Annotated in this window: 17 protein-coding genes; 3 read left to right on the top strand and 14 right to left on the bottom strand. The window is 70.5% G+C overall.

All coding sequences use genetic code 11. The features are described 5' to 3' along the window. Positions 1-108: 108 nt before the first annotated feature. The 8 genes from EMA17_RS35545 to uvrA form a co-directional block, all read right to left on the bottom strand. Positions 109-3,189 carry a M14 family metallopeptidase gene (locus EMA17_RS35545; protein ID WP_246127111.1) on the bottom strand — a complete coding sequence of 1,027 codons (3,081 nt, stop codon included), beginning with the start codon at positions 3,187-3,189 and terminating at the stop codon, positions 109-111. A gap of 327 nt (positions 3,190-3,516) precedes the next feature. After that, positions 3,517-4,761 carry a GNAT family N-acetyltransferase gene (locus tag EMA17_RS35540; RefSeq protein WP_126641297.1) on the bottom strand — a complete coding sequence of 415 codons (1,245 nt, stop codon included), beginning with the start codon at positions 4,759-4,761 and terminating at the stop codon, positions 3,517-3,519. 186 nt (positions 4,762-4,947) lie between these two features. Then, positions 4,948-5,928: a DNA-binding protein WhiA gene (gene whiA, locus EMA17_RS35535; RefSeq protein ID WP_126641296.1), complete on the bottom strand. Its 981-nt coding sequence runs from the start codon at positions 5,926-5,928 to the stop codon at positions 4,948-4,950. Beyond that, positions 5,919-6,884 (bottom strand): gluconeogenesis factor YvcK family protein, encoded by a 966-nt coding sequence (locus EMA17_RS35530; protein WP_126641295.1) that lies wholly within the window; start codon positions 6,882-6,884, stop codon positions 5,919-5,921. Before EMA17_RS35530 ends, whiA begins: the two co-directional genes overlap by 10 nt. Further along, positions 6,881-7,774: an RNase adapter RapZ gene (rapZ, locus tag EMA17_RS35525; protein ID WP_126641294.1), complete on the bottom strand. Its 894-nt coding sequence runs from the start codon at positions 7,772-7,774 to the stop codon at positions 6,881-6,883. Before rapZ ends, EMA17_RS35530 begins: the two co-directional genes overlap by 4 nt. Positions 7,775-7,798: 24 nt before the next feature. Next, entirely contained in the window at positions 7,799-9,904 is a 2,106-nt protein-coding gene (gene uvrC / locus EMA17_RS35520; RefSeq protein WP_126641293.1) for an excinuclease ABC subunit UvrC, read from the bottom strand. A 39-nt stretch (positions 9,905-9,943) separates the two neighbouring features. After that, positions 9,944-10,420 (bottom strand): Rieske (2Fe-2S) protein, encoded by a 477-nt coding sequence (locus tag EMA17_RS35515; protein ID WP_126641292.1) that lies wholly within the window; start codon positions 10,418-10,420, stop codon positions 9,944-9,946. 104 nt (positions 10,421-10,524) lie between these two features. Next, positions 10,525-13,371, bottom strand: coding sequence for an excinuclease ABC subunit UvrA (gene uvrA, locus EMA17_RS35510; RefSeq protein WP_126641291.1), 2,847 nt, complete (start codon positions 13,369-13,371; stop codon positions 10,525-10,527). 416 nt (positions 13,372-13,787) lie between these two features. Here uvrA and EMA17_RS35505 point away from each other — a divergent pair, with 416 nt between their 5' ends. Both EMA17_RS35505 and EMA17_RS35500 read left to right on the top strand, forming a co-directional pair. After that, on the top strand, positions 13,788-14,522 hold the full coding sequence (locus tag EMA17_RS35505) for a maleylpyruvate isomerase family mycothiol-dependent enzyme (protein ID WP_218043174.1): 735 nt from the start codon (positions 13,788-13,790) through the stop codon (positions 14,520-14,522). A 45-nt stretch (positions 14,523-14,567) separates the two neighbouring features. Continuing rightward, a complete protein-coding gene (locus EMA17_RS35500) occupies positions 14,568-15,224 on the top strand; it encodes an MBL fold metallo-hydrolase (protein ID WP_126641290.1) in 657 nt (218 codons plus the stop codon). A 25-nt stretch (positions 15,225-15,249) separates the two neighbouring features. Here the strand turns inward: EMA17_RS35500 and EMA17_RS35495 are convergent, their stop codons facing one another. Then, on the bottom strand, positions 15,250-15,804 hold the full coding sequence (locus EMA17_RS35495; RefSeq protein ID WP_126641289.1) for a CGNR zinc finger domain-containing protein: 555 nt from the start codon (positions 15,802-15,804) through the stop codon (positions 15,250-15,252). 125 nt (positions 15,805-15,929) lie between these two features. On the opposite strand from EMA17_RS35495, the gene EMA17_RS35490 reads away from it, so the two are divergent. Then, positions 15,930-16,094, top strand: coding sequence for a hypothetical protein (locus EMA17_RS35490; protein ID WP_170222313.1), 165 nt, complete (start codon positions 15,930-15,932; stop codon positions 16,092-16,094). Here the strand turns inward: EMA17_RS35490 and EMA17_RS35485 are convergent. The 5 genes from EMA17_RS35485 to uvrB all read right to left on the bottom strand — a co-directional run bounded on the left by EMA17_RS35485 (position 16,091) and on the right by uvrB (position 23,159). Continuing rightward, positions 16,091-17,080 carry a TerC/Alx family metal homeostasis membrane protein gene (locus EMA17_RS35485; RefSeq protein WP_174861485.1) on the bottom strand — a complete coding sequence of 330 codons (990 nt, stop codon included), beginning with the start codon at positions 17,078-17,080 and terminating at the stop codon, positions 16,091-16,093. The two genes, EMA17_RS35490 and EMA17_RS35485, sit on opposite strands and share 4 nt — an antisense overlap. A gap of 164 nt (positions 17,081-17,244) precedes the next feature. Beyond that, entirely contained in the window at positions 17,245-17,901 is a 657-nt protein-coding gene (locus EMA17_RS35480) for a 3'-5' exonuclease (RefSeq protein ID WP_126641286.1), read from the bottom strand. A 538-nt stretch (positions 17,902-18,439) separates the two neighbouring features. Further along, entirely contained in the window at positions 18,440-20,188 is a 1,749-nt protein-coding gene (locus EMA17_RS35475; RefSeq protein ID WP_126641285.1) for a TerD family protein, read from the bottom strand. A 104-nt stretch (positions 20,189-20,292) separates the two neighbouring features. Next, on the bottom strand, positions 20,293-20,865 hold the full coding sequence (locus tag EMA17_RS35470; RefSeq protein ID WP_078977660.1) for a TerD family protein: 573 nt from the start codon (positions 20,863-20,865) through the stop codon (positions 20,293-20,295). 218 nt (positions 20,866-21,083) lie between these two features. After that, a complete protein-coding gene (uvrB, locus tag EMA17_RS35465) occupies positions 21,084-23,159 on the bottom strand; it encodes an excinuclease ABC subunit UvrB (protein WP_126641284.1) in 2,076 nt (691 codons plus the stop codon). Positions 23,160-23,244 lie beyond the last annotated feature (85 nt).

The following is a 23,244-nucleotide window of genomic DNA, read 5'->3' as shown; positions in this document are numbered from 1 at the left end:
CTCGCATGTGCGCAGAGACGTTAATGGCCCCCGGCGGAGAAGTCTCCGCCGGGGGCCGGTGTCACGGCCACCGGTTTTCACCGGTGGGTCGATCACACGCGCTCGCGCCTACTTGTACAGCTCCCGCAACATGCGGTCCATGAAGACCTTGCGGTCCTCCGCGGTGGCCAACTGCTCCAGGCCGAAGCCGACGAGCAGGGTGTCGTCGGTGGCGATCACCGACGTGCCGAACGCGGCCTGGCTGCGGCTGAAGCCGACCAGCGCCTGGTCACCGGGCGGCGGGCCGGCCAGGACCCACGGGCCCAGACCGGTCTCGAACGCCTCGGCGTCCCGGACACCCGCCGCGGTGACGACCTTGGTGTCGTCCACGAACAGGCCGGTGCCGCCGGTGTTCGCGTCGCTCACGTACGCGATCGACACCTCGATCTTCTTGCCCGCGTACGCGGACAGGTCGAACGCGACCGGCTTCCAGCCGCCCGAGTTGCCGGTGAACGCGTTCCACGACCCGGTGGTGCCGGTGCTCAGGCACTTGGGGGTGGTCACCGTGAGGTAGTGCTTCAACTGCGGGTGGGTGGCCACCAGGTCGCCGCCCTCACAGGAGGTGGGCGGCTTGGTGGTGCTGTTCCCGTTCAGGTCCGGGAGCGTCGTCCAGTCCTCGGCGCCGACCGTGTGCGCCTCCACGATCGCGTGGTCCCAGGCCCGCTCGGTGTCGTACGAGAACTGCGCGGTGAGCTTCGCCGCGTCCGCCGCGGTGACCCCGGTGAGGTCGATCGTGCGGGTCAGTCGCTTGTACGCGTTGTCCGTGTGCAGGCCGTTGATGTACCACTTGCCCTCGGCCGGGGTGTACGGCCCGGACGTGTTGCCCGAGTAGGTCGCCACCGAACGGCTGTCGAACATCGGGAACTTGTCCGGCGTCAGGATCGAACTGGTGGGCAGGAATCCGCCCGCCTCGTTCAGCGGGTTGGACGCGGTGCCCGGCAGCGGCTTGTCGATGCCCTCGAAGGGCGCGGCCGAACCGACCACGCCGGAGGCGCCGTTGGTCGCCGAACGATCGAAGGCGCCGAGCCAGTACTGGGTGAAGTCGTCGGAGACGATCAGACAGTCGCTCGTCGGGTCGACGGTGACCTTGCAGGGCTGGTCCGGGTGCCCGTTCAGGCCGTAGTAGATGCCGCCGCCCGCGGCGCTGCGCAGGGGACCGTAGTAGCCCGCGGTCTCGCCGAGGTAGGCCAGCTTGCCGCCCTCGTTGAGGTAGTCGCGCACGTTGACGGTCAAGTCCTGGACCAGTGGCGTGACCTGGGCGTCCTGGTAGATGTCGCCCTGGACGTCGGTGTTCTCCCGGGCCGCGTCCGTGGTCAGTCGGTTGTCGCCGAGGTACCAGAACACGCCCTTGAAGTGCGAGAGCACGCCGAGGTGGTGCGGTGCGCCGAGCCTGTCGACGTCGTAGACGGCCGCCTTGATGCCGTTGGCCGCCAGCGCGTCCACGTACTGCTGCGCGTACTTGGGACCGACGGTGTTCGGCGGGTAGGTCGGGTTGACGCCCTTGTAGTCCTCGTTGGCCAGGACCAGCGTCTCGGTCTTCTCGGCGATGCCGCTCTCCACCGTGAAGGTGAAGCGGTCGCTCTCCACCTTGCCGGTGCCGGCCTTGTCGCCGGTGAACCACACCTCGATCCGGTCACCGGTGCGCACCTTCTTGATGTCGCCCCGGTATTCGGCGTAGTAGGCCGAACCCTGCTCGCCGTACCGCTTGCCGCCCTTCCACTCCTTGACGCCCGCGGTCTTGGCCGGGCCGCCGTTGACGCGGTAGTTGAGCTTGCGGTTGGTCAGCGAACGTTTGGCGATCACGGCGACGGTCTGGTCGTCGCGGTCCTCGGCGTAGGAGTGCTCGAACCGGTCGGCGATCAGGTCGGGGGCCTTGCGCCCGACCGAGGAGATCGGGTCGTCGGGGTCCTTGGCCGACTTGGCCACCGACACCGCGAACGCCTGGTTCTTGGCGTACTCCATCCCGACCAGCGTCTCGTCGTTCGGGAAGCCGAAGATGCTGCCGCAGTTCTCCACCGTGTACGGGTCGTCCGGCAGGTAGCCGGCGGCCGTGGCGCACGTGGACATCTCGGGGGTGAACGAGAGCGTCTTGTACGCCTCGTTCATCTGCCCGTCGGTGTCGCCGTTGGTCACGTACAGCTCGGCGGACAGGTCGGGGTCGTAGTCCGCGACGGCCGGGTGCGCGTCGTCGCCCGCGAGCGCGACCATGATCTCGTCGTCGGGGCTGGGCGTGGCCACCTGCGAGCCGACCCCGTACAGGATCAACTGGGCGGCGGAGTGGTAGTTGACCACGAACTTGGCCTTGATGTGCCCGGCGAAGCCCTCGATCGCCCGGGTCTCCGGCTCGGAGGACGGGGCGGGGCCGCGGTAGGTCTCGTTCAGCGGGTCGGGCGAGGAGCCCTCGTTGTCGTAGCCCCACTTGTAGTCGAAGTTGCGGTTGAGGTCGACGCCGTCGCCGGCGGTGATCACCCCGTCGCCGTTGTTGTCGCGCAGGTTCTTGCGCCACAACCGCTGGCCGGTCTGGAAGGTCCAGTCGTAGCCGTCGGGGTTGGCCGAGATCACGAACCACAACTCGTTGTCCGCGACCAGTTGGGTCGCCTCGGCGTCGGTGCCGTAGCCGTCCACGTAGTGGTGCAGGAGCCGGCGGGTCATCTCCGGCGTGATCCACTCGCGCGCGTGCTGGTTGGACATGTACAACACGGCGGGCTTGGACCCGTCGGGGCTGGTGCGGACGTTCTTGGTCACCTTGACCGCGAGGATGTCCTGCCCGAGCACGGTCTTGCCGATGCTGACGGTCTTGGCGATGTCCGGGTGGTCCTTGGCGAGTTGCACCAACTCGGCGCCGAGGCCGCCCGGACCGCTGTACTTGCGGAAGACGCCCGCCGCGGCCGGAGCCGCCGAGCGGTTCTGCGCCTGGGACTTCGCCTCCACCGCGATGCCGGCGGCACGCAGCTTGGCGACCTGGGCATCGCTCAGGATCACCTCCAGCTCGGCCTTGCCGTCGGCGGCCTTGGTGGCCTTCGTCTCGTGGCGGTCCACGCCCAGGGCGAAGATCTGCTTCACCTGGGCGGAGTCGGCCTTGACCGTGTAGGACTGCGGACCGTTGTCGCCCGCCGGAGGAAGCTTCGCTTCCGGCGGTGCGCTGGTCACTTCGGGATAGGAGCCGGGACCGGCGGCGGGTGCCGCGGTGCTCGCCGGCGCTGCGGTCAACAGACCCAGTGCCAGCGAAAGCGCCGCGATCCCCGTTGTGGCCAGCCGAACTCGTTTGGTGGTGCCCGTGGAACGATGACGCCTCATCGACCCCCCAGTCGTGGGTTAGGCGTGCATACGGGTAAGGCGCGGAATCACCACCCGAGGGATGGAACGTGACTCCTGCGCTCGGGTGTTGCGCATGCTACGGCACCCACCGCGTGGTACACGAGACCTGACTGACGGTCATATTCGGTCGAAGCTACGCGCAAAGATTCCACGATGTGGTCAGAACCAGTCGGGGCACCACGGCTCGCGCGGCGTCCGCAACAATGCCTCGGCCCGCTCGGCGGCACCGGGTGACAATTCGGATATTCGCCCGGCCACGGCCAGCCGTACGGGCGATCCCGAACCCAGGTACAACGCGCCGAGCGTGGCCACGTCCAGGGCCAGTTCGGCCGGCTCCCCCGTCGGCACGCACGTGCCGCCGTCGAGTCCGCCGTCGATCGCGAACCGGCCTGCCGCGTACCCGAGATCGTCGACGACCTCGACCACGAGCCGGTCCCGGGCACCGTAGGTGCGCGCGGAGAACGCGGCGGGCGCGTCCAGGATCCGGGTCCAGACGAAGTCCCGGCGGGTCTGCGTGGTGATCGCCCGGGGATCGGTGACCAGCATCGGCAACAGTTCGTCGGGGCTGCGGTCGGCGGCCTCGATCTTCTCCACGTAGTCCACGCTCGCGCAGAACCGCCACAGCGCGAACTCGGCCGCCGGGGTCAGCGCCATCAGCGAGTCCACGGTCAGCGTCACCTTGGGGACGAACTCGTCCCAGTGGTCGTCGGTGCGATAGGAGACCAGGCCGGCGACCTTCCCGGACGGGTCGCGGTAGATCGCGTGGAAGCGGGGCGGCGCCGGATGCACGGGGGACGGGTCCAGACCGGTGTAGTTGGCCCACCACAGCGGCGTGCGGCCGATCGCGCCCGCGCGCAGCCCGCGGAACTCCTCGTGCAGCGGCGGACCCAGCTCGGCCACCTCCTCGGGGGTGACCAGCTCGACCCGCCCGCCCTCCTCGACCGGCGCGTCGGGGGCGAAGTCGGTGCGCAGCGTGTCGAGCGTGAACTTCTGGTATTCGGTGGCCACGCCGAATCCGAACCGGCCGTAGATGCGGTACTCGGCGGCGATCAGGATGGCCAGCATCTCGCCGCGCGCGGCGGCGTCCGCCAGGTCGAGCCGCATCATCTCGGTCAGCAGCCCGCGCCGGCGGTGGGTGGGCGAGACGGTCACGTTGGTGATCGCCGACACCGGCACGATCGCGCCGCCGGGCACGGTCAGCCCGGTGGCGAAGCTGCGGAAGGTGCCCACGCAACGGTCCCCGTCGAAGGCGCCGCGCGTCCTGGCCAGGTCGGCCCGCTCGCGCCAGTGGGCCAACCGCTTCTCCCGGTTCTCCTTGGAGCCGTCGGGGACTCGGAGAAAGCCGACGCCGACGGCGGCGGTCCACGGGATGATCTCGTCTTCGTCGATCGTGCGGACGTCCACGGTGGTGGTTCCTTCCCTCGCGTACGCGGCCTTCCCTCCGCGACTACGGGCGAAGGCGCCGATCCGGAGACCCTATGTCTCGCGGACCGACGCCTTCGAATGGTTTTGGCTCGCGCACCGGGCCCGCGTGCCGGTCCGTGTGTTCGAGTCGCCCGCGCCGGTCGGGCCCGGCGTTCCCGGGAGCGTTCAGGACACGAGTATGTCCACGGACAAGCCGGCGTCGGTGCCGGGCATGCCCAGCTCGCCCGCGCGCTTGTCGGCCATCGCCAGCAGGCGGCGGATGCGACCCGCGACCGCGTCCTTGGTCAGCGGCGGCTCGGCCAGCCCGCCCAGTTCCTCCAGGGACGCCTGCTTGTGGTCGAGCCGCAGCTTGCCGGCCGCCGCCAGGTGCTCCGGGACCTCCTCGCCCAGGATCTCCAACGCCCGCTGCACCCGTGCCCCCGCGGCCACCGCCGCCCGGGCCGAGCGGCGCAGGTTCGCGTCGTCGAAGTTGGCCAGCCGGTTCGCCGTGGCCCGCACCTCGCGGCGCATCCGCCGCTCCTCCCAGGCCAGCACGCTCTCGTGCGCGCCGAGCCGGGTGAGCAGCGCGCCGATCGCGTCGCCGTCGCGGACCACCACCCGGTCCACCCCGCGCACCTCGCGCGACTTGGCCGCCAGGCCCAGCCGACGGGCCGCGCCGACCAGGGCGAGCGCCGCCTCCGAGCCGGGGCAGGTCACTTCGAGCGCCGAGGAGCGGCCGGGTTCGGTGAGCGAGCCGTGCGCCAGGAACGCGCCGCGCCAGGCGGCCTCCGCGTCGCACGTGGCACCCGAGACGACCTGGGGCGGCAGTCCGCGTACCGGTCGTCCCCGCGCGTCCAGCAGCCCGGTCTGGCGGGCCAGCTGATCGCCGCCGACCGCGACCCGGACCACGTAGCGACTGCCGCGGCGCAGCCCGCCGGGTGCCACCACGACCAGGTCCGAGCCGTGCCCGTAGACCTCGAGGATGTCCTTGCGCAGCCGGCGCGCGGCCATCGCGGTGTCCAGCTCCGCCTCGATGACGATTCGCCCGCCCACGATGTGCAGTCCGCCCGCGAAGCGCAAGAGCGCGGAGACCTCCGCCTTGCGACAGCACGACCGGGTGACCGGGAGGCGGCTGAGCTCGTCCTTCACTGCTGCCGTCATCGCCATGGAGCGATCCTTTCACGATCGACGAAGATCCGGCCGTAGGCCGAGGCCAACCGTTCGGGGTCGTGTCGCGGCGAGCCGTCGACCGCCGAAACGGGGGCCAGATGGACGTGTCCACCGAGCGCCGCCGTGGCCCGTTCCAGGCCCGGTACGTCCTCCACACGGTCGCGGTCGCCGAGGACGATGTCAAAGGTCAGTCCCGGGGCGTGCGCGGCCAGCACCTCCAGGTGCTGCTGCGGCGAGAAACCCGCCGTCTCGCCCGGTTGCGGGGCCAGATTCAGCGCCAACAGCCGCCTGGCCTTGGTCTCCACCAGCGCCGCCGCCAACTCGGGAACGAGCAGGTGGGGCAGTACCGAGGTGAACCACGAACCGGGCCCGACAACCACCCAATCGGCGTCACGGACCGCCGCGACCGCCTCGGGCACGGCCGGCGGATCGGCCGGGAGCAGCCGGATCCCGCGCACGTCGCCCGGGGTGACCGCGACCTGGGCCTGCCCGCGCACCGTGGACACCCGCTCCGGGTGGGCGGGATCGTGCCCGGCGACGTCCGCCTCGATGTCGAGCGGGACCGCCGACATCGGCAACACCCGCCCGTGCGCGCCGAGCAGCCTGCCCATCCAGTCCAGTGCCGCGATCGGGTCGTCCATCAGTTCCCACAGACCGACGAGGAGCAGGTTGCCGACCGCGTGCCCGTTCAGCTCGCCCTCGCGGCGGAACCGGTGCTGGATGACCCGGCTCCAGGTCACCCCCCACTCGTCGTCGCCGCACAGCGCGGCCAGCGCCATCCGCAGATCGCCCGGCGGCAATACGCCCAGGTCCTTGCGCAGCCGCCCGCTGGAGCCGCCGTCGTCGGCGACCGTGACGATCGCCGTCAGGTCGTCGGTGAGCCGGCGCAGCGCCGCCAGCGAGGCGGAGAGGCCGTGTCCGCCGCCCAGGGCGACCACCTTGGGGCCGCTCATTCCCTACCCATGTCGCGGTGCACGAGGACGGTGTCCAGGCCGTCCTCGGTGAGCCGGCGGGCGAGGCGTTCGGCCATCGCGACGCTGCGGTGCTTGCCGCCGGTGCATCCCACCGCGAGCGTGACGTAGCGCTTGCCCTCGCGCCGGTAGCCCTCGGTGACGATGTGCAGCAGTTCGGCGTAGCGGTCCAGGAACTCCTTCGCGCCGGGCTGGTCGAACACGTAGCGGCTGACCGCCTCGTCCATGCCGGTGTGCGGGCGCAGCTCCGGGATCCAGTGCGGGTTGGGCAGGAAGCGGCAGTCGACCACCAGGTCGGCGTCCACGGGCAGGCCGTACTTGAAGCCGAAGGACATCACCGTGGCGCGCAGCTGCGGCTCGCCGGAGCCGGCGAACCGGTCGTCCATCCGGGCCCGCAGCTGGTGCACGTTCAGGTCGGAGGTGTCGATCACCAGGTCGGCCTCGCCGCGCAGTTCGCGCAGCAGTTCGCGCTCGCGGGCGATGCCGTCGGGGATGCGGCCGTCGTCCTGGAGCGGGTGCGGCCGGCGGACCCCTTCGAAGCGGCGCACCAGCACGTCGTCGGAGGCCTCCAGGAAGACGATCCGACGCACCACGCCGGACGCGTCCAGCTCGCCGAGCGCGGAGCGCAGGTCGTCGAAGAAGGTCCGTCCGCGCACGTCGACGACGACCGCTATCCGCGCGACCGCCCCTTGCGTGCGGGCCCCGAGGTCGACCATGGCGGGGATCAGCGACGGCGGCAGGTTGTCCACCACGAACCAGCCGAGGTCCTCCATGCCCTTGGCGGCGGTGCTGCGACCGGCGCCGGACATGCCGGAGATGATCACCAGCTCCGGGGTGCCCTCGACCTCGTCGTTCGTGCTCTCGGTACTCATGCGTCCCCCCGGTGCGTGCCGCACCTACGGCTGGGCGAGTTCAACGCTTCCTCCTGCTGGTTCCTGCCTCGGGGGTACAACCGGGACCGCCTCGTCCGCCGCGCCGACACCGTCGTCGGCGCCGGCAGCGTCGTCCTCCTCCATGATCTCGCCCGTGGCGGTGTTCACGGCGGGAGCCGCGGGCGCGCGCGTGGCGAGCGCCGCCACGATCGCCGCCGCGGTGGCCCGACCGATGCCGGGCACCTCGGTGATCTGTTCGATCCGGGCCGCGCGCAGGCGCTTGAGCGAGCCGAAGTGCGCGAGCACCGCCTTGCGCCGGGTCTCGCCCAGGCCGGGGATGTCGTCCAGCGCGCTCGCGGTCATCGCCTTGGAGCGTTTGGCCCGGTGGTAGGTGATCGCGAAGCGGTGCGCCTCGTCGCGGATGCGCTGGAGCATCAGCAGCGCCTCGCCGCTGCTGCGCGGGAGCACGATGGGGTCGTCCTCCCCCGGGACCCAGACCTCTTCGAGCCGCTTGGCCAGGCCGCACACGGTGACGTCCACCACGCCGGCCTCCTCCAGGGCCCGCATCGCGGCGGCGACCTGGGGCTGCCCGCCGTCGACCACGACCAGCTGCGGCGGATACGCGAACCGCTTCGGCTTGCCGGTCTCGGGGTCGATCGGCCCGGTGTGCTCCGCGCCGTCGGCGCCCTCCGTATCCGTCGCGTCCGTCGCGGCGTCGCCGGCCGCGTCCCGCGCGAGGTCGGACTTGTACCGCCGAAAGCGCCGGGTCAGCACCTCGTGCATCGCGCGCGGGTCGTCCTGGCCCTCGAAGGTCTTGATCGCGAAGCGCCGGTACTCGCTCTTGCGCGGCAGCCCGTCCTCGAAGACCACCATCGAGGCGACCACCTCGGTGCCCTGGAGGTGCGAGATGTCGTAGCACTCGATGCGCAGCGGCGCGGTGTCCATCTCCAGTGCCTCGGCCAGCTGTTGCAGCGCCAGCGAGCGGGCGGTCAGATCGCCCGCCCGGCGCAGCTTGTGCAGGTTCAGCGCCTGCGCGGCGTTGCGCTGCACGGTCTCCTGGAGCGACTTCTTGTCGCCGCGTTGCGGCACCCGCAACTCGACCTTGGCGCCGCGCAGTTCGCACAGCCATTCGCTCAGCGCCGCGGTGTCGGCGGGCAGCGCGGGCACCAGCACCTCGCGCGGCACCGCCTCGCCGCGCTGTTCGCCGTAGAGCTGCTGGAGGAAGTGCTCGACCAACTCGGCGGTGTCCACGTCCTCGACCCGCTCGGTGACCCAGCCGCGCTGGCCGCGCACCCGACCGCCGCGCACGTGGAAGATCTGGACGGCGACCTCGAGTTCGTCCTCGGCGAGGGCGATCACGTCGGCGTCGGTACCGTCGCCGAAGACGATCGCGTTCTTCTCCAGGGCGCGGGTGAGCGCGGCCAGGTCGTCGCGCAACCGGGCCGCCTTCTCGTATTCCATCGCCTGCGCGGCCTGCTTCATCTCGCGCTCGACGCGCTTGACGTAGGGCCCGGTGCGCCCGGCCATGAACTCGCAGAAGTCCTCGGCCAGCGCGCGGTGGTCCTCCGGGGAGATCTTGCCGGTGCACGGCGCCGCGCACTTGCCGATGTAGCCGAGCAGGCAGGGCCGGCCCACCTGGCGGGCGTTCTTGAACACCCCGGCCGAGCAGGTGCGTACCGGGAAGACCCGAAGCAGCAGGTCGAGCGTCTCGCGGATGGCCCACGCGTGCCCGTACGGCCCGAAGTAGCGCACCCCCTTGCGGTGCGGACCGCGCATCACCTGGGCGCGCGGGAACTCCTCGTTCAGCGTCACCGCGAGCGAGGGATAGCTCTTGTCGTCGCGGTACTTGACGTTGAAGCGCGGGTCGAACTCCTTGATCCAGGAGTATTCGAGCTGGAGCGCCTCGACCTCGGTGCCGACCACGGTCCAGTCCACCGAGGCGGCGGTGGTGACCATGGTCTGGGTGCGCGGGTGCAGGTTGGCCAGGTCCTGGAAGTAGGACGAGAGCCGGGCGCGCAGGTTCTTCGCCTTGCCGACGTAGACCACGCGCCCGTGCTCGTCGCTGAACCGGTACACACCGGGCGACGTCGGGATCTGGCCGGGCGCGGGCCGGTACGACGACGGGTCCATTTCTCCACCCTATGTGCTGGCTCCAACAGATTTTCGCGGTCAACCCACCACGATCTCGCCGTTCGCGACGGTGACCGGCAGCGGCGTCAGGCCGCGCTTGGCGGGTCGGCGCACGACCGAACCGTCGTTCATCGAGAACTGGCTGCCGTGGCACTGGCACTGGATGACACCCTGGTCGACCTTGGTGACCAGACAGCCCTGGTGCGGACAACGGGCGTCGAACGCTTTGTAATCGTCCTTGGCCGGCTGGGTCACCACGATCGAGGTGTCGGTGTAGACCTTGCCCTTGCCGACCACCACGTCGTCGGACCGACCCACCGTGACCGGCCCGTCGAGCAGCTTCTTCTCGTGCGGCGTCGCGGGCTGGTTCTCCGTCGTGCAGGCGGTCACGGCCACCCCGGCGACGCCGACCGCGCCCACCACCGCCGCGCCGCGCAGCAGCGTGCGCCGATCCGGTCCGGCCTCGCCCGCGGTGTCGGACGGGTGCTCGGGCCGGGGCTGGTGCTGCGCGGTCATGCGGGATCTCCTTGTGAACGGGTGACGCCGGTGGCGCGGCCGAACGTCGGCCGCGCCACCGTGAGGCCGGTCAATCCTCGCACCCGGCCCGATCGCCGCTCGCGTCAGCGTCGGTCCTGGAGCACGCTCTGGAGGAACTTGCCGGTGTGGCTGCCGGCCACCTCGGCGACCTCCTCGGGAGTGCCCTCGGCGATGATCAGCCCGCCGCCGCTGCCGCCCTCGGGGCCGAGGTCGACGACCCAGTCGGCGGTCTTGATCACGTCGAGGTTGTGCTCGATCACGATCACCGTGTTGCCCTTGTCGACCAGGCTGGTCAGCACGCCGAGCAGCCGGCTGATGTCCTCGAAGTGCAGACCCGTGGTCGGCTCGTCGAGTACGTAGACCGTCTTGCCGCTGGAGCGGCGCTGCAGCTCGGAGGCCAGCTTGACCCGCTGCGCCTCGCCGCCGGAGAGCGTGGTGGCGGGCTGGCCCAGGCGCACGTAGCCCAGGCCGACGTCGTTGAGCGTGCGCAGGTGCCGGGCGATCGCGGGCACCGCCTCGAAGAAGGCCAGGGCCTCCTCGATCGGCATGTCCAGCACCTCGGAGATGTTCTTGCCCTTGAAGTGCACCTCCAGGGTCTCCCGGTTGTAGCGCGCGCCGTGGCAGACCTCGCACGGCACGTATACGTCGGGGAGGAAGTTCATCTCGATCTTGATCGTGCCGTCGCCCGCGCAGTTCTCGCAGCGACCGCCCTTGACGTTGAACGAGAACCGGCCCGGGAGGTAGCCCCGCACCTTGGCCTCGGTGGTCTCGGCGAACAGCTTGCGCATGTGGTCGAACACGCCGGTGTAGGTGGCCGGGTTGGAGCGCGGGGTGCGCCCGATCGGCCCCTGGTCGACGTGCACGACCTTGTCCACCAGGTCGGTCCCGGTGATCCGGGTGTGCCGGCCCGGCACGCTGCGCGCGCCGTTGAGCTCGCGCGCCAGGTGCGTGTACAGGATGTCGTTGACCAGGGTCGACTTGCCCGAGCCGGAGACGCCGGTGACCGCGGTGAGCACGCCGAGGGGGAAGCCCACGGCGACGTCGCGCAGGTTGTTCTCCCGGGCGCCGTGCACCACCAGCCGGCGCTTCTTGTCCGGCACCCGCCGCTCGGTCGGGGTGGGGATGGACCTGCGGCCGGAGAGGTAGTCGCCGGTGGCCGAACGCTTGTTCTTGAGCAGCTCCTTGTAGGTGCCCGAGTGCACCACCTCGCCGCCGTGCTCGCCGGCGCCGGGGCCGATGTCGACGACCCAGTCGGCGACCCGGATGGTGTCCTCGTCGTGCTCGACCACGATCAGCGTGTTGCCCATGTCGCGCAGCCGGACCAGGGTCTCGATCAGCCGGTGGTTGTCGCGCTGGTGCAGCCCGATGGAGGGCTCGTCGAGCACGTAGAGCACGCCGACCAGGCCGGAGCCGATCTGGGTGGCGAGCCGGATGCGCTGCGCCTCGCCGCCGGACAGGGTGGCCGCGGGGCGGCTCAGCGAGAGGTATTCCAGGCCCACGTCGATCAGGAAGCGCAGCCGCTCGTTGACCTCCTTGAGCACCCGCTCGGCGATCTTCTTCTCCCGCGCCACGAGCTTGATCCGGGTCAGGAACTCGGCGCAGTCGCTGATCGACATGCCCGCCACGTCGGCGATGGACTTGTCGGCGATGGTCACCGCGAGCACGATCGGCTTGAGCCGGGCGCCGTGGCAGGTGGCGCACGGCACCTCGCGCATGAAGCCCTCGAAGCGCTCGCGACTGACGTCGGTCTCCGCCTCGGAGTGCCGGCGCACGATGTAGGGCAGCGCGCCCTCGAACGAGGTGTAGTAGGAGCGCTCGCGCCCGTAGCGGTTGCGGTACTTGACGTGGATCTGCGTCTTGTGGCCGTTGAGCAGCGCCTTCTTGGCCCGCTGCGGCAGTCCGTCCCAGGGGATGTCGGTCCGGAAGCCCATCTCCTCGGCGAGCGAGGAGACCAGCCGGCCGAAGTATTCCGACGCGTGTCCGACGTTCCACGGCGCGAGCGCGCCCTCGTCGAGCGACTTCTGCCCGTCGGGCACCACCAGCTCGGGGTCGACCTCCATGCGGGTGCCGATGCCCGTGCAGTCGGGGCAGGCGCCGAACGGCGAGTTGAACGAGAACGAGCGCGGTTCCAGCTCCTCGAACGACAGGTCGTCGTAGGGGCAGTAGAGGTGCTCGGAGAACATGCGCTCGCGGTGCGCGTCGTCCTCGGGCAGGTCGACGAAGTCCAGGATGACCATGCCGGAGCCGAGCGCGAGCGCGGTCTCCACCGAGTCGGTCAACCGGCGCTTGGCGGAGGACTTCACGGTGAGGCGGTCGATGACCACCTCGATCGTGTGCTTCTCCTGCTTCTTCAGCTTGGGCGGGTCGGTGAGCTGGATCACCGTGCCGTCCACCCGGGCCCGGCTGTAGCCCTTGGACTGGAGTTCGGCGAACAGGTCGACGAACTCGCCCTTGCGCTCGCGCACGATCGGCGAGAGCACCTGGAAGCGGGTGCCCTCCTCCAGTTCCAGGACCCGGTCGACCACCTGCTGCGGGCTCTGCCGGGCGATCGGCCGGGAGCACTCGGGACAGTGCGGGTGACCGATCCGGGCGTAGAGCAGGCGCAGGTAGTCGTAGACCTCGGTGATGGTGCCGACCGTGGAGCGGGGGTTGCGGTTCGTCGACTTCTGGTCGATCGAGACCGCGGGCGACAGGCCCTCGATGAAGTCGACGTCGGGCTTGTCCATCTGCCCGAGGAACTGGCGCGCGTAGGACGACAGCGACTCGACGTAGCGGCGCTGTCCCTCCGCGAAGATCGTGTCGAAGGCGAGGGAGGACTTGCCGGACCCGGACAGCCCGGTGAAGACGATGAGTGAGTCGCGCGGAAGGTCGAGGGAGACGTCCTTGAGGTTGTGCTCGCGCGCGCCACGGACGATGAGACGGTCGGCCACTTGAGAATCGAAACCCTTCGACGACATGCCGCTTCGGCTGAATGGTGTCGAGCTGAACGGAAGCCGATCAGAGGCTGATCGGTACGCGTCGACAGTGCGGATCGAGGACGCGGACCCGGGGACGGTCGCAGTCGAGGTCACGCCGGTGGTGACGTTCTGCGGCCCCGGATCGTTACATCCTCGCGCCATCGTAAGCAGCCGCGGGCAGGTGTTTGTTCCCCTTTGAGGCGCCAGGCTATCGCACATTCATTCGAACAAAACTTCTCCGGGCCCATCTTCACCCGATCGTGTGAAGCCCCGGCCCGGGCGCTCGGGCCTGCCCGCCGCACTAAGCTGCAACACCACAGACCTCCGTCGCATCGGGACCCGTCTCGTTCCGCGAATCCGCGGCGGAGAGCGATCCGGGGGAGGTAAACGTGACCACGGACGGGTTCGAGCCGGCCGCGATGCTCGCGGAGATCAACGAAGCGACCGCTCAGGTCCTGGCGAGCGCGGAACGACTGTCGGCCGAGCACCTGGCCGGCCCGTCGCTGCTGCCCGGGTGGAGCCGAGGCCATGTGCTGACCCATCTGGCCCGCAACGCGGACGCCCTGACCAACCTGCTGAACTGGGCGCGGACCGGGATACCCACCCCGATGTACCCGCCGGGCGACGCCCGCGACCGGGCCATCGAGGAGGGCGCCGGCCGGCCGCCGCAGGAGCAGCTCACCGACCTGTACGACGCCTCGACCCGGTTCGACCGGGCGTTCACGGCGATGACGCCGACCGCGTGGGGCGCCAAGGTGACCGCGCGCAACGCCGGCGAGATCGCCGCGACGACGCTGCCCGGCAAGCGGCTGCGCGAGTTGTACATCCACCACGTCGACCTGGACGCGGGCTGGACGCCGGCGCACTGGCCGACCGAGTACGCCGATCGCGAGCTGAACGAGGTGGCGGCGTCCTTCCGCGGTCGGCCGGACTGCCCGCCGCTGCTGCTGCGCGACGACATCACCCACCGCGAGCTGCTGATCGGCCCGGAGGGCGTGGCCCCCGCCGCGGTCGTCTCGGGCCGCCGCCAGTCGCTGCTCGCCTGGCTGATCGGCCGCGCCAACGGTGACGGGTTGAGCGTCGAACCGGCCGGCCCCCTGCCGACACCGCCCGCCTGGACGTAGCCGGTCGGTAGCCGAGAGGGCGCGCGGCCGGGGAGGATGGCCCGCATGACGTATCACGGATCCGTGAAGGTCGGCGGCGCCCCGGCCGTGCGCGAGCTGGCCGAGCTGATGATCACCAAGGTGGCCGTCGGGCCCTACGACAACGACGCCTACCTGCTGCGCTGTCGCGCCACCGATGAGCAGTTGTTGATCGACGCGGCCAACGACGCCGGCACGCTGATCACCCTGGTGGGCGACGGCGGCCTGGCCAAGGTGGTCACCACCCATCGGCACCAGGACCACTGGCAGGCGCTGGCCGAGGTGGTCGCGCACACCGGCGCCACCACCCTCGCCGGGCGCGCCGACGCCGAGGCCATCCCGGTGCCCAGCGACGTGCTCCTGGACGACGGCGACACGGTCGCGTTCGGGGCGATCGAGTTGCGGGCCATCCACCTGGTGGGGCACACCGAGGGCAGCGTGGCCCTGCTGTACGACGACCCGAAGGGGCACCCGCACCTGTTCACCGGCGACTGCCTGTTCCCGGGCGGAGTGGGCAACACCTTCGGCGATCCCGCCGCCTTCGACCACCTGATCGACGACGTCGAGCACAAGTTGTTCGACGTGCTCCCCGACGAGACCTGGGTCTACCCGGGCCACGGCAACGACACCACGCTGGGCGCGGAGCGCCCCAACCTCGCCGAATGGCGCGCCCGCCGCTGGTAGCGGATCCGCGGGGCGCCGGGCCGGGTCAGGTCCGTCCGGCGCCCTCGGCGGCCCGGCGCCTGGCCCGGTGCGCCGCCACGTTCGCCCGGTTGGCGCAGGTGTCCGAGCAGTAGCGCTTGCGGCCGTTGCGCGAGGTGTCCGCGAACACGTGGTCGCAGGCCGCCGCCGCGCACACCCCCGAGCGACCCAGCCCGTAGTCGGCCACCAGGTTGGCCAGGCCCAGTGCGGTGCTGATCCGGATGCGCTGGACGAACGGCACCCCCGAGGGCGCGTGGTGCAGGTGCAGCCCATACCCGTGATCCACCAGCCGAGGTCGCGACTCGACCCGCTCCAGCAGGCCGTTCACGTGTGCCACGGCGGCCTCCAGATCGGTGATCACGAAGAACGCGCGCACCTCCTCGGCCCAGGCGAGCAACGGTTCCAGCGCGCGCTCGTCCAGGTCGGCGACCAGATACGAGAACGGCCTCAGCACGTCGCGCGCGGACGCCACGTCCGGCGCCGCGCCCTCCTCGCCGGTCCACGCGTTGACCATCGCGACGGCAGCGCCGACCCCGTCACTGCGGTAACCGTTGACTTCCATTGAACCCTTACCTAGGCTGCGAACTATGTAAGGAGCTACACCGGCACACTCATTACCCTAGCCAACATGGGGGCAACCCGATGTCTTCCCGGTGCGACGCCTGTGGGCGGATCGAGGATCCGCGTATGACCGTACTGTCCCGGCACTCCACATCCCAGGGCGAAGTCGTCTACACCCGCTGCCTGTGCGGCAGCGTCGGCGTACGACTGCGGCCGGACCCGGACGCGCGGCGGCCCCCGCACGAGATCCTCCTCGCGCAGGGGCCGCCGGCCGTACCGCTTCCGGGTTAGACGCTCGCGTCCCGGTCCGCCTTCGCGGCCGCCTCGGCCGCCGCCCGCTCGTCCTTCCTCGTCTTGCGCAGGCTCAGCACCGTGGTCACCGCCAGGGTCACCACGATCACGCCGAGCGAGAGCGGGATGCCGATCTCCGGCACGTGCACGCCCTCGCCGTGCAGCGCCTCGAAGATCAGCTTGACCCCGATGAAGCCCAGGATCACCGACAGGCCGTACGACAGGTAGACCAGCTTCTTCAGCAGTCCGCCGATCAGGAAGTAGAGCTGGCGCAGCCCCATCAGGGCGAACGCGTTCGCCGTGAAGACGATGTACGGCTCCTTGGTGAGGCCGAAGATCGCCGGGATCGAGTCCAGCGCGAACAGCACGTCGGTGGTGCCGACGGCGATCATCACGATCAGCATCGGCGTGACCAGCCGCTTGCCGTTCTCGCGGACCACCAGCTTCATGTCGCGGTAGCCGTCGGTGGTCGGCAGCACCTTCTCGACCTTGCGCAGGAGGGCGTTCTCCTCGAACTCCTCCTCCTCGTCCGACTGGGCCTCCTTGATCAGCTTCCACGCGGTCCAGATCAGGAACGCGCCGAAGATGAAGAAGACCCACGAGAACGCGGCGACCACGGCGGCGCCGGCGGCGATGAAGGCGCCGCGCAACACGAGCGCGAGCAGCACGCCCACGAGCAGCACCCGCTGCTGGTACTGCGGCGGCACCGCGAACTTGCCCATGATCAGCACGAACACGAACAGGTTGTCGACGCTCAGCGATTTCTCGGTGATGAAGCCCGCGAAGAACTCGCCACCGGGCTCGGCGCCGGCGAAGACCGTCAGGCCGATGCCGAACAGGACGGCGAGGCCGACCCAGAAGACGCCCCACAGGGATGCCTCCTTGAGGGTCACCTCGTGGGGTTTGCGATTGATGAACAGATCGACCGCCACCAGTGCCAACAGCACGACGATGGTCAGGATCCAGGCAACGGGTGAAACGTCCACTGCGCCTCCGGCAGACGTGGGGGGTCGCGTCATCGCCGGAGGGGGGTCTGTACCCCTCCGATTGCCTCCAGGATGCCAGAAGGTAAAAGAAACACCAAGGCATCCTTTGCCAAATCCTGGTGACAGGTCGCTCGGCGACCCCCGTGTCGGGGCCCGGATACCCGTCATCGGGCGGGCGCGAACCCCCGGCGCGGCTTGAGCGCGGACGCGGGCAGGGTCTCGGGGGCGCGGGCCGGCGGCACCGGCAGACCCAGGCTGCGGGTGCCGAGGTCGGCGAGCAGCAGCGGCAGCAGACGGGCAGTGACCCGGGCGTCGGCCAGGGCCGCGTGCGCGTCGGGGAAGGTCAGCCCGAAGTGGGCGCAGCAGGTACCGAGCTTGTGGTCGGCCAGCGGTAGGCCGGACGCCTTGGCCAGCCGCATCGTGCACAGCGCGGGCAGGGTGGGCGGCGCCAGGCCAGCGGCGACGAACTCCGCTTCCAGGAAACGCTGTTCGAAGGAGGCGTTGTGGGCGACGACGACCGCGCCCGCGAGCAGGCCCGCCAACTCGCCGGCGATCTGCCCGAATCGGGGCGCGCCCACCACGTCGGCGGCGGTGATCCGGTGCACGTGGCTCGCGCCCACCGACCGCCCGGGATCGAGCAGCGTGGTCCACTCCCGCAACACCTCACCGGTGCCGCGCATCCGCACCACGCCGATCTCCACGATCCGGTCCCCGCGCGCGGGCGAGAACCCCGTCGTCTCCAGATCGACAACCGCGAACTCGGTCCGCGCGACCTCGGCGGCCACCCCGAGCATCCGCACCGGATCGGCATAGGCGAACAAGGCGACATCCCTTTCCCCAGGCCGCCTCGATCACGACCGACGGCCCGAGAGTCTACGACCCCGAGCCCCCCAGCCCCGCCCCTTTCCCCCCAACTCCCCCAAACCGACGACCCATCCACCCCGCAATCAGCCGATCCGACACACAAGAACAACCCAAACGCCCCAGGCGCCCGAACAATCAACCCGTCCGACGCTTGAGGACACCGACCCGGAGGCCACCAACAAACCGCAGCCCCGGGCACTCGGGGCACCCGAAACCCCCCGACCGGGGCCGACATCAAACCGCAGCCCCGGCACGCGGGGCACCCGAACAACCAGCCCGTGCGGCGCTTGAGGACACCGAGCCGGAGGCCACCGAAAACCGCAACCCCCGACACCCAAGGCCCAAACCACCCAGCCCGTCCGGCGCTTGAGCACACCCGGCCGGAGGCCACCGAAAACCGCAACCCCCGACACCCGGGGCACCCGAACAATCAGCCCGTCCGGCGTTTGAGGACACCCGGCCGACCCACGACCCGGCCGCACCGCCGACCCGGCTCTAGCGTCCGCCCGCCACCCACGACAGGAGCTGGCGCGTGGCCTCCGCACCGCCCGAGGGCAGGTCCGGCGTGTAAACCCACGGCAGGCCGATCCACGGATCCATGATGTGATCCTCCGGAATCGCCGTCAGCCGCAACAACGACCGCCACAACGGCTCAAGCAGCGGCCCGAACGACTCCGCGTCCGCCCGCGACCCGACCACGATCACGTGCACCCCGACCCGCGGCCCCTCCTCGACGATGTGCCGCAACTGCGCCGCACTGCGATCGTCGAACCCGAACGGGAAATCGTGCACGAGCAGCAACTGCCGCGCCAGATCGAGCCCGTCCGGCAGCGAGTCCACCGCGTCGTTGGCAACCGCCATCCGCACCAGCTCGATGCGATCGATGATCCGACCCAGCAGCGCCGAGACGTCGGCCGCGTCGGTGGCCACGGGCCCCACCAGCAGTCGTGAGGCCGCCAGCGGCTGCAACGGCGCCGCCGCCGTGCCCTTGCCCGCCGGGTCGATCACGTGCACCTTGAACTCGCCCACCGGGAAGGCCGCGAACATCCGCGCGGTCAACGACACGGCCAGCTCGTTCGCCCGCTCGGCGCCGTCGCCCCGCTCGCCCTCCAGACCGGTGGCACCGGTGTCCACCCACAACCCGCGATCCATCGGCAGCCGCAACACCATCGGCACCCGCAGCTCGGGCCGCTCCGGCAGGTACAGGTCGCCGAGCCGAATCGCCGGCGCCCCGTCCTCCGGCGCCTGCCACCCGGCCCACGACGTGCTGTCCCAACGCGCCATCACCGGCGGCAGGTTCGGCTCCAACTGCTCGACCTCGCCGACCAGTTGCGCGGTGTCGCGATCCAGCACCGCCTTCGCCTGCTCGGCCAGCGCCCGATGCCGATCCCGCGCGGTGTCCTGCGCGGCCAGCCCGGCGGGCGAAAAGCGCGCGGCGGGGTCGTTCAGGACCCCCTCCAGCTCCTTGTCCAGCCGACCGTCGGCGTACTCGATCGCCGAGCGATAGGCGGCCGCCGACCGCGCCGCGTCCTCGAACACGCCCCAGACCTGCTCGTACAGCTTCTCCACCTCGCGCCGCGCGGCCCGCCGGTTCGCCTCCTGCTCGACATCCGGCGGCGGCGCGGCCCAGGCCATCCCGCCGTTCGCGTCCACGCGCGGCACGGTACCCGGCTCGCGCGGCTCCGTTGGCGCGTTCGCGGCGCTGAACGGCGCGGCGGCCGGCCCGCCGAGCGCGGTCCGGGCGCGGTCCACGACCCGGGCCCGGTTCTGGACCCCGACGTCCTTGAGCAGCGCCTCCAGGCCCGCCTCGTAGCCCTGCCCGACGGCGCGCACCTTCCACGCCCCCTGGCGCCGGTACAGCTCCACGGTGTGCAGTGCCCGCTCGTTGCCGAGGTCGGTGACCCGGAAGGAGGCCAGGTCCTCGCCCGCGGCGCGCACGGTGACCACGGGCGCGGCGACCACGCCGAAGCGGTCCACGCCGCCGCCCTCCAGCGAGGCGCCGACCAGCACCCGCTCGACCTCGGCGGGCAGTTTGTCCAACTCGAAGGTCGCACCGGCCTGACGGATCGTCACCCCGGCGGTGTCGCCACCGCCGCGCTGGACCACGTCGTCGTCGCCGCGGACCCGATCGTCGGCCCCCACCAGGGCCACCACCAGCTCGACCGGACACTGCGCCGCGACCTCGACCTCCACCCGGGTGTCGGGCAGTGCCAGATTCTGACCCCGTACCAGTTCGGTGCTCACGTGCGTTCGTCCCCTCCCCGCCCCGCCGGGACGGACCCCGCGCGAGCGGGCCGGGAGGCGTCGTCCGCCCGTCCCGGCCCGCTCGCCATGTGTGGTTGTGCGTCCTACAGGTGCGCCATCAGAGCCGGCAGGAGGTCGCGCAGGGTCTGCCCGTGGGCGGGCTCGCCGATCGCGGCCATCTTCCAGCCGGTGCCGTGCCGGTACAGCTTGGCCATGATCTGGCCGGTGTAGTTGCCACCGCCGGAGAGCGTGTAGCGGGCCAGCTCGGTGTTCGTGGTCTCGTCCACGATCCGGCAGAACGCGTTCTCGATCTCCTGGAAGGTCTGCCCCTGGAAGGAGCTGACCGTGAAGATGATCTGGTCCACGTGCACCGGCACGCGACCCAGGTCCACCAGGATCGACTCGTCGTCGCCGTCACCGTGCCCGGTCAGGTTGTCGCCGGTGTGGCGCACGGACCCGTCCTTGCTGGTGAGCTGGCCGAAGTAGCAGACGTCGACCGGCTGGTTCTCCGCGAAGAGCACGCACGACGCGTCGAGGTCGACCTCCTTCTCCCGGCTGCCGAACAGGCCGCGGCGCTTGATGGCGTCCCAGCCCAGGCCCATCCGGACCATGGTCAGCTCGCCACCACCCGGCTTGTCGAGTGAAATCCTCTGGCCCTTGGACATGTTGACGGCCACTGGCGACGTCTCCCCTCACAGATTTTCGGTCACGCGGCTCGTGGGCCCCGCCCCGGAACGAGGCGGGCGGGCCCGTACTGGCCGCAGAGTAGTCCTCGGGGGTCGCCGGTGTCCCGGCGAGCCCCCTCGGACACATTCAGGGTCACGAACCTACCGGTCATGACGTACGGACTCGGCAGGCCGTTCCCTCGGATCCGGCGAACCGTCCCGCCATCCTGCTACGCGATGCCCGCGGCCTTCATCCCGCGCAGCTCCTTCTTCAGCTCCCCGACCTCGTCGCGCAACCGCGCGGCCAGCTCGAATTGCAGTTCGGACGCGGCGGCGTGCATCTGGTCCGTCATCACCCGGATCATGTCGGCCAGGTCGGTCGCGGGCATCTCGCCCGCCCCGCCCTTGCGACCGAGCGCCGGCGCCTTCTGCCGACCCCGGCCCCCGCCGGACAGCAGGTCGGCGGTGTCCGCGTCCTCGCGCGAGATCGAGTCGAGGATGTCCACGATCTTCTTGCGCAGCGGTTGCGGGTCGATGCCGCGCTCGGTGTTGTACGCGACCTGCTTCTCGCGCCGGCGATTCGTCTCGTCGATCGCCTTCTCCATCGACGGGGTGATCCGGTCCGCGTACATGTGCACCTGGCCGGACACGTTGCGGGCGGCGCGGCCGATGGTCTGGATCAGCGAGGTGCCCGAGCGCAGGAAGCCCTCCTTGTCCGCGTCCAGGATGGACACGAGCGAGACCTCGGGCAGGTCCAGACCCTCGCGGAGCAGGTTGATACCGACCAGCACGTCGAACTCGCCCAACCGCAGTTCGCGCAGCAACTCCACCCGGCGCAGCGTGTCGATGTCGCTGTGCAGGTAGCGCACCCGCACGCCCTGCTCCAGGAAGTAGTCGGTCAGGTCCTCGGACATCTTCTTGGTGAGCGTGGTGACCAGCACCCGCTCGTCCTTCTCGGCCCGGATCCTGATCTCGTGCAGCAGGTCGTCGATCTGGCCCTCGGTCGGCTTGACCACCACCTCGGGGTCGACCAGTCCGGTCGGCCGGATGATCTGCTCGACCACCTCGTCGGCCTTGGCCAGCTCGTACTTGCCGGGCGTCGCCGACAGGTACACCGTCTGGCCGACCCGCTCCAGGAACTCCTCCCACTTCAGCGGGCGGTTGTCCATCGCGGAGGGCAGCCGGAAGCCGTGCTCGACGAGCGTGCGCTTGCGCGACGCGTCGCCCTCGTACATCGCGCCGATCTGCGGCACGGTCACGTGCGACTCGTCCAGCACGAGGACGAAGTCCTCGGGGAAGTAGTCGAGGAGCGTGTTCGGCGCGCTGCCGGCCTCGCGGCCGTCCATGTGCCGCGAGTAGTTCTCCACGCCGGAGCAGGTGCCGATCTGGCGGAGCATCTCGATGTCGTAGGTGGTGCGCATGCGCAGCCGCTGCGCCTCCAGCACCTTGCCCTGCTTCTCCAGCAGGGCCAGCGACTCCTCCAGCTCGCGCTCGATCCCGACGACCGCGCGCTCCATGCGCTCGGGGCCGGCCACGTAGTGGGTGGCGGGGAAGACGTAGAGTTCTTCGTCCTCGCTGACCACCTCGCCGGTGAGCGGGTGCAGCGTCATCAGCGACTCGATCTCGTCGCCGAACATCTCGATCCGCACGGCCAGCTCTTCGTAGACCGGGAAGATCTCGATCGTGTCGCCGCGCACCCGGAAGGTGCCGCGCGTGAACGCGACGTCGTTGCGGGTGTACTGGTTGCCCACGAAGCGGCGCAGCAGCTCGTCCCGCTCGATCTCCTCGCCGACCCGCAGCCGGACCATGCGGTCGACGTATTCCTGCGGGGTGCCCAGGCCGTAGATGCAGGACACCGAGGCGACGACGACCACGTCACGGCGGGTCAGCAGCGAGTTGGTGGTCGAGTGCCGCAGTCGCTCGACCTCCTCGTTGATCGAGGAGTCCTTCTCGATGTAGGTGTCGGTGGTCGGGACGTACGCCTCGGGCTGGTAGTAGTCGTAGTACGAGACGAAGTATTCGACGGCGTTGTTGGGCAGCAGTTCGCGGAATTCGTTGGCGAGCTGCGCGGCGAGGGTCTTGTTGGGCGCCATGACGAGCGTCGGTCGCTGCAGCCGCTCGATCATCCACGCGGTCGTCGCCGACTTCCCCGTGCCGGTGGCGCCGAGCAGCACCACGTTGCGGTCGCCGGCCTTGATCCGCTCCTCGAGCAGATCGATGGCCTGCGGCTGGTCGCCGGACGGTTGAAAGGGACTGACGACCTCGAAAGGCGCCACTCTGCGTTCGAGATCGGTAATGGGTCGCACGGATACACGTTACGACCCCGCACCGACAAACGACGGATGCCCGGGAACGTGACCGGGCCGCTCCGCGGGCGGGTACACCCCACCG

It is taken from the genome of Embleya hyalina, from assembly GCF_003967355.1.
Taxonomy (GTDB): Bacteria; Actinomycetota; Actinomycetes; order Streptomycetales; family Streptomycetaceae; genus Embleya; species Embleya hyalina.
Note: the sequence above shows the minus strand (reverse complement) of the source record. Positions and strands in the feature narration are given on the sequence as shown.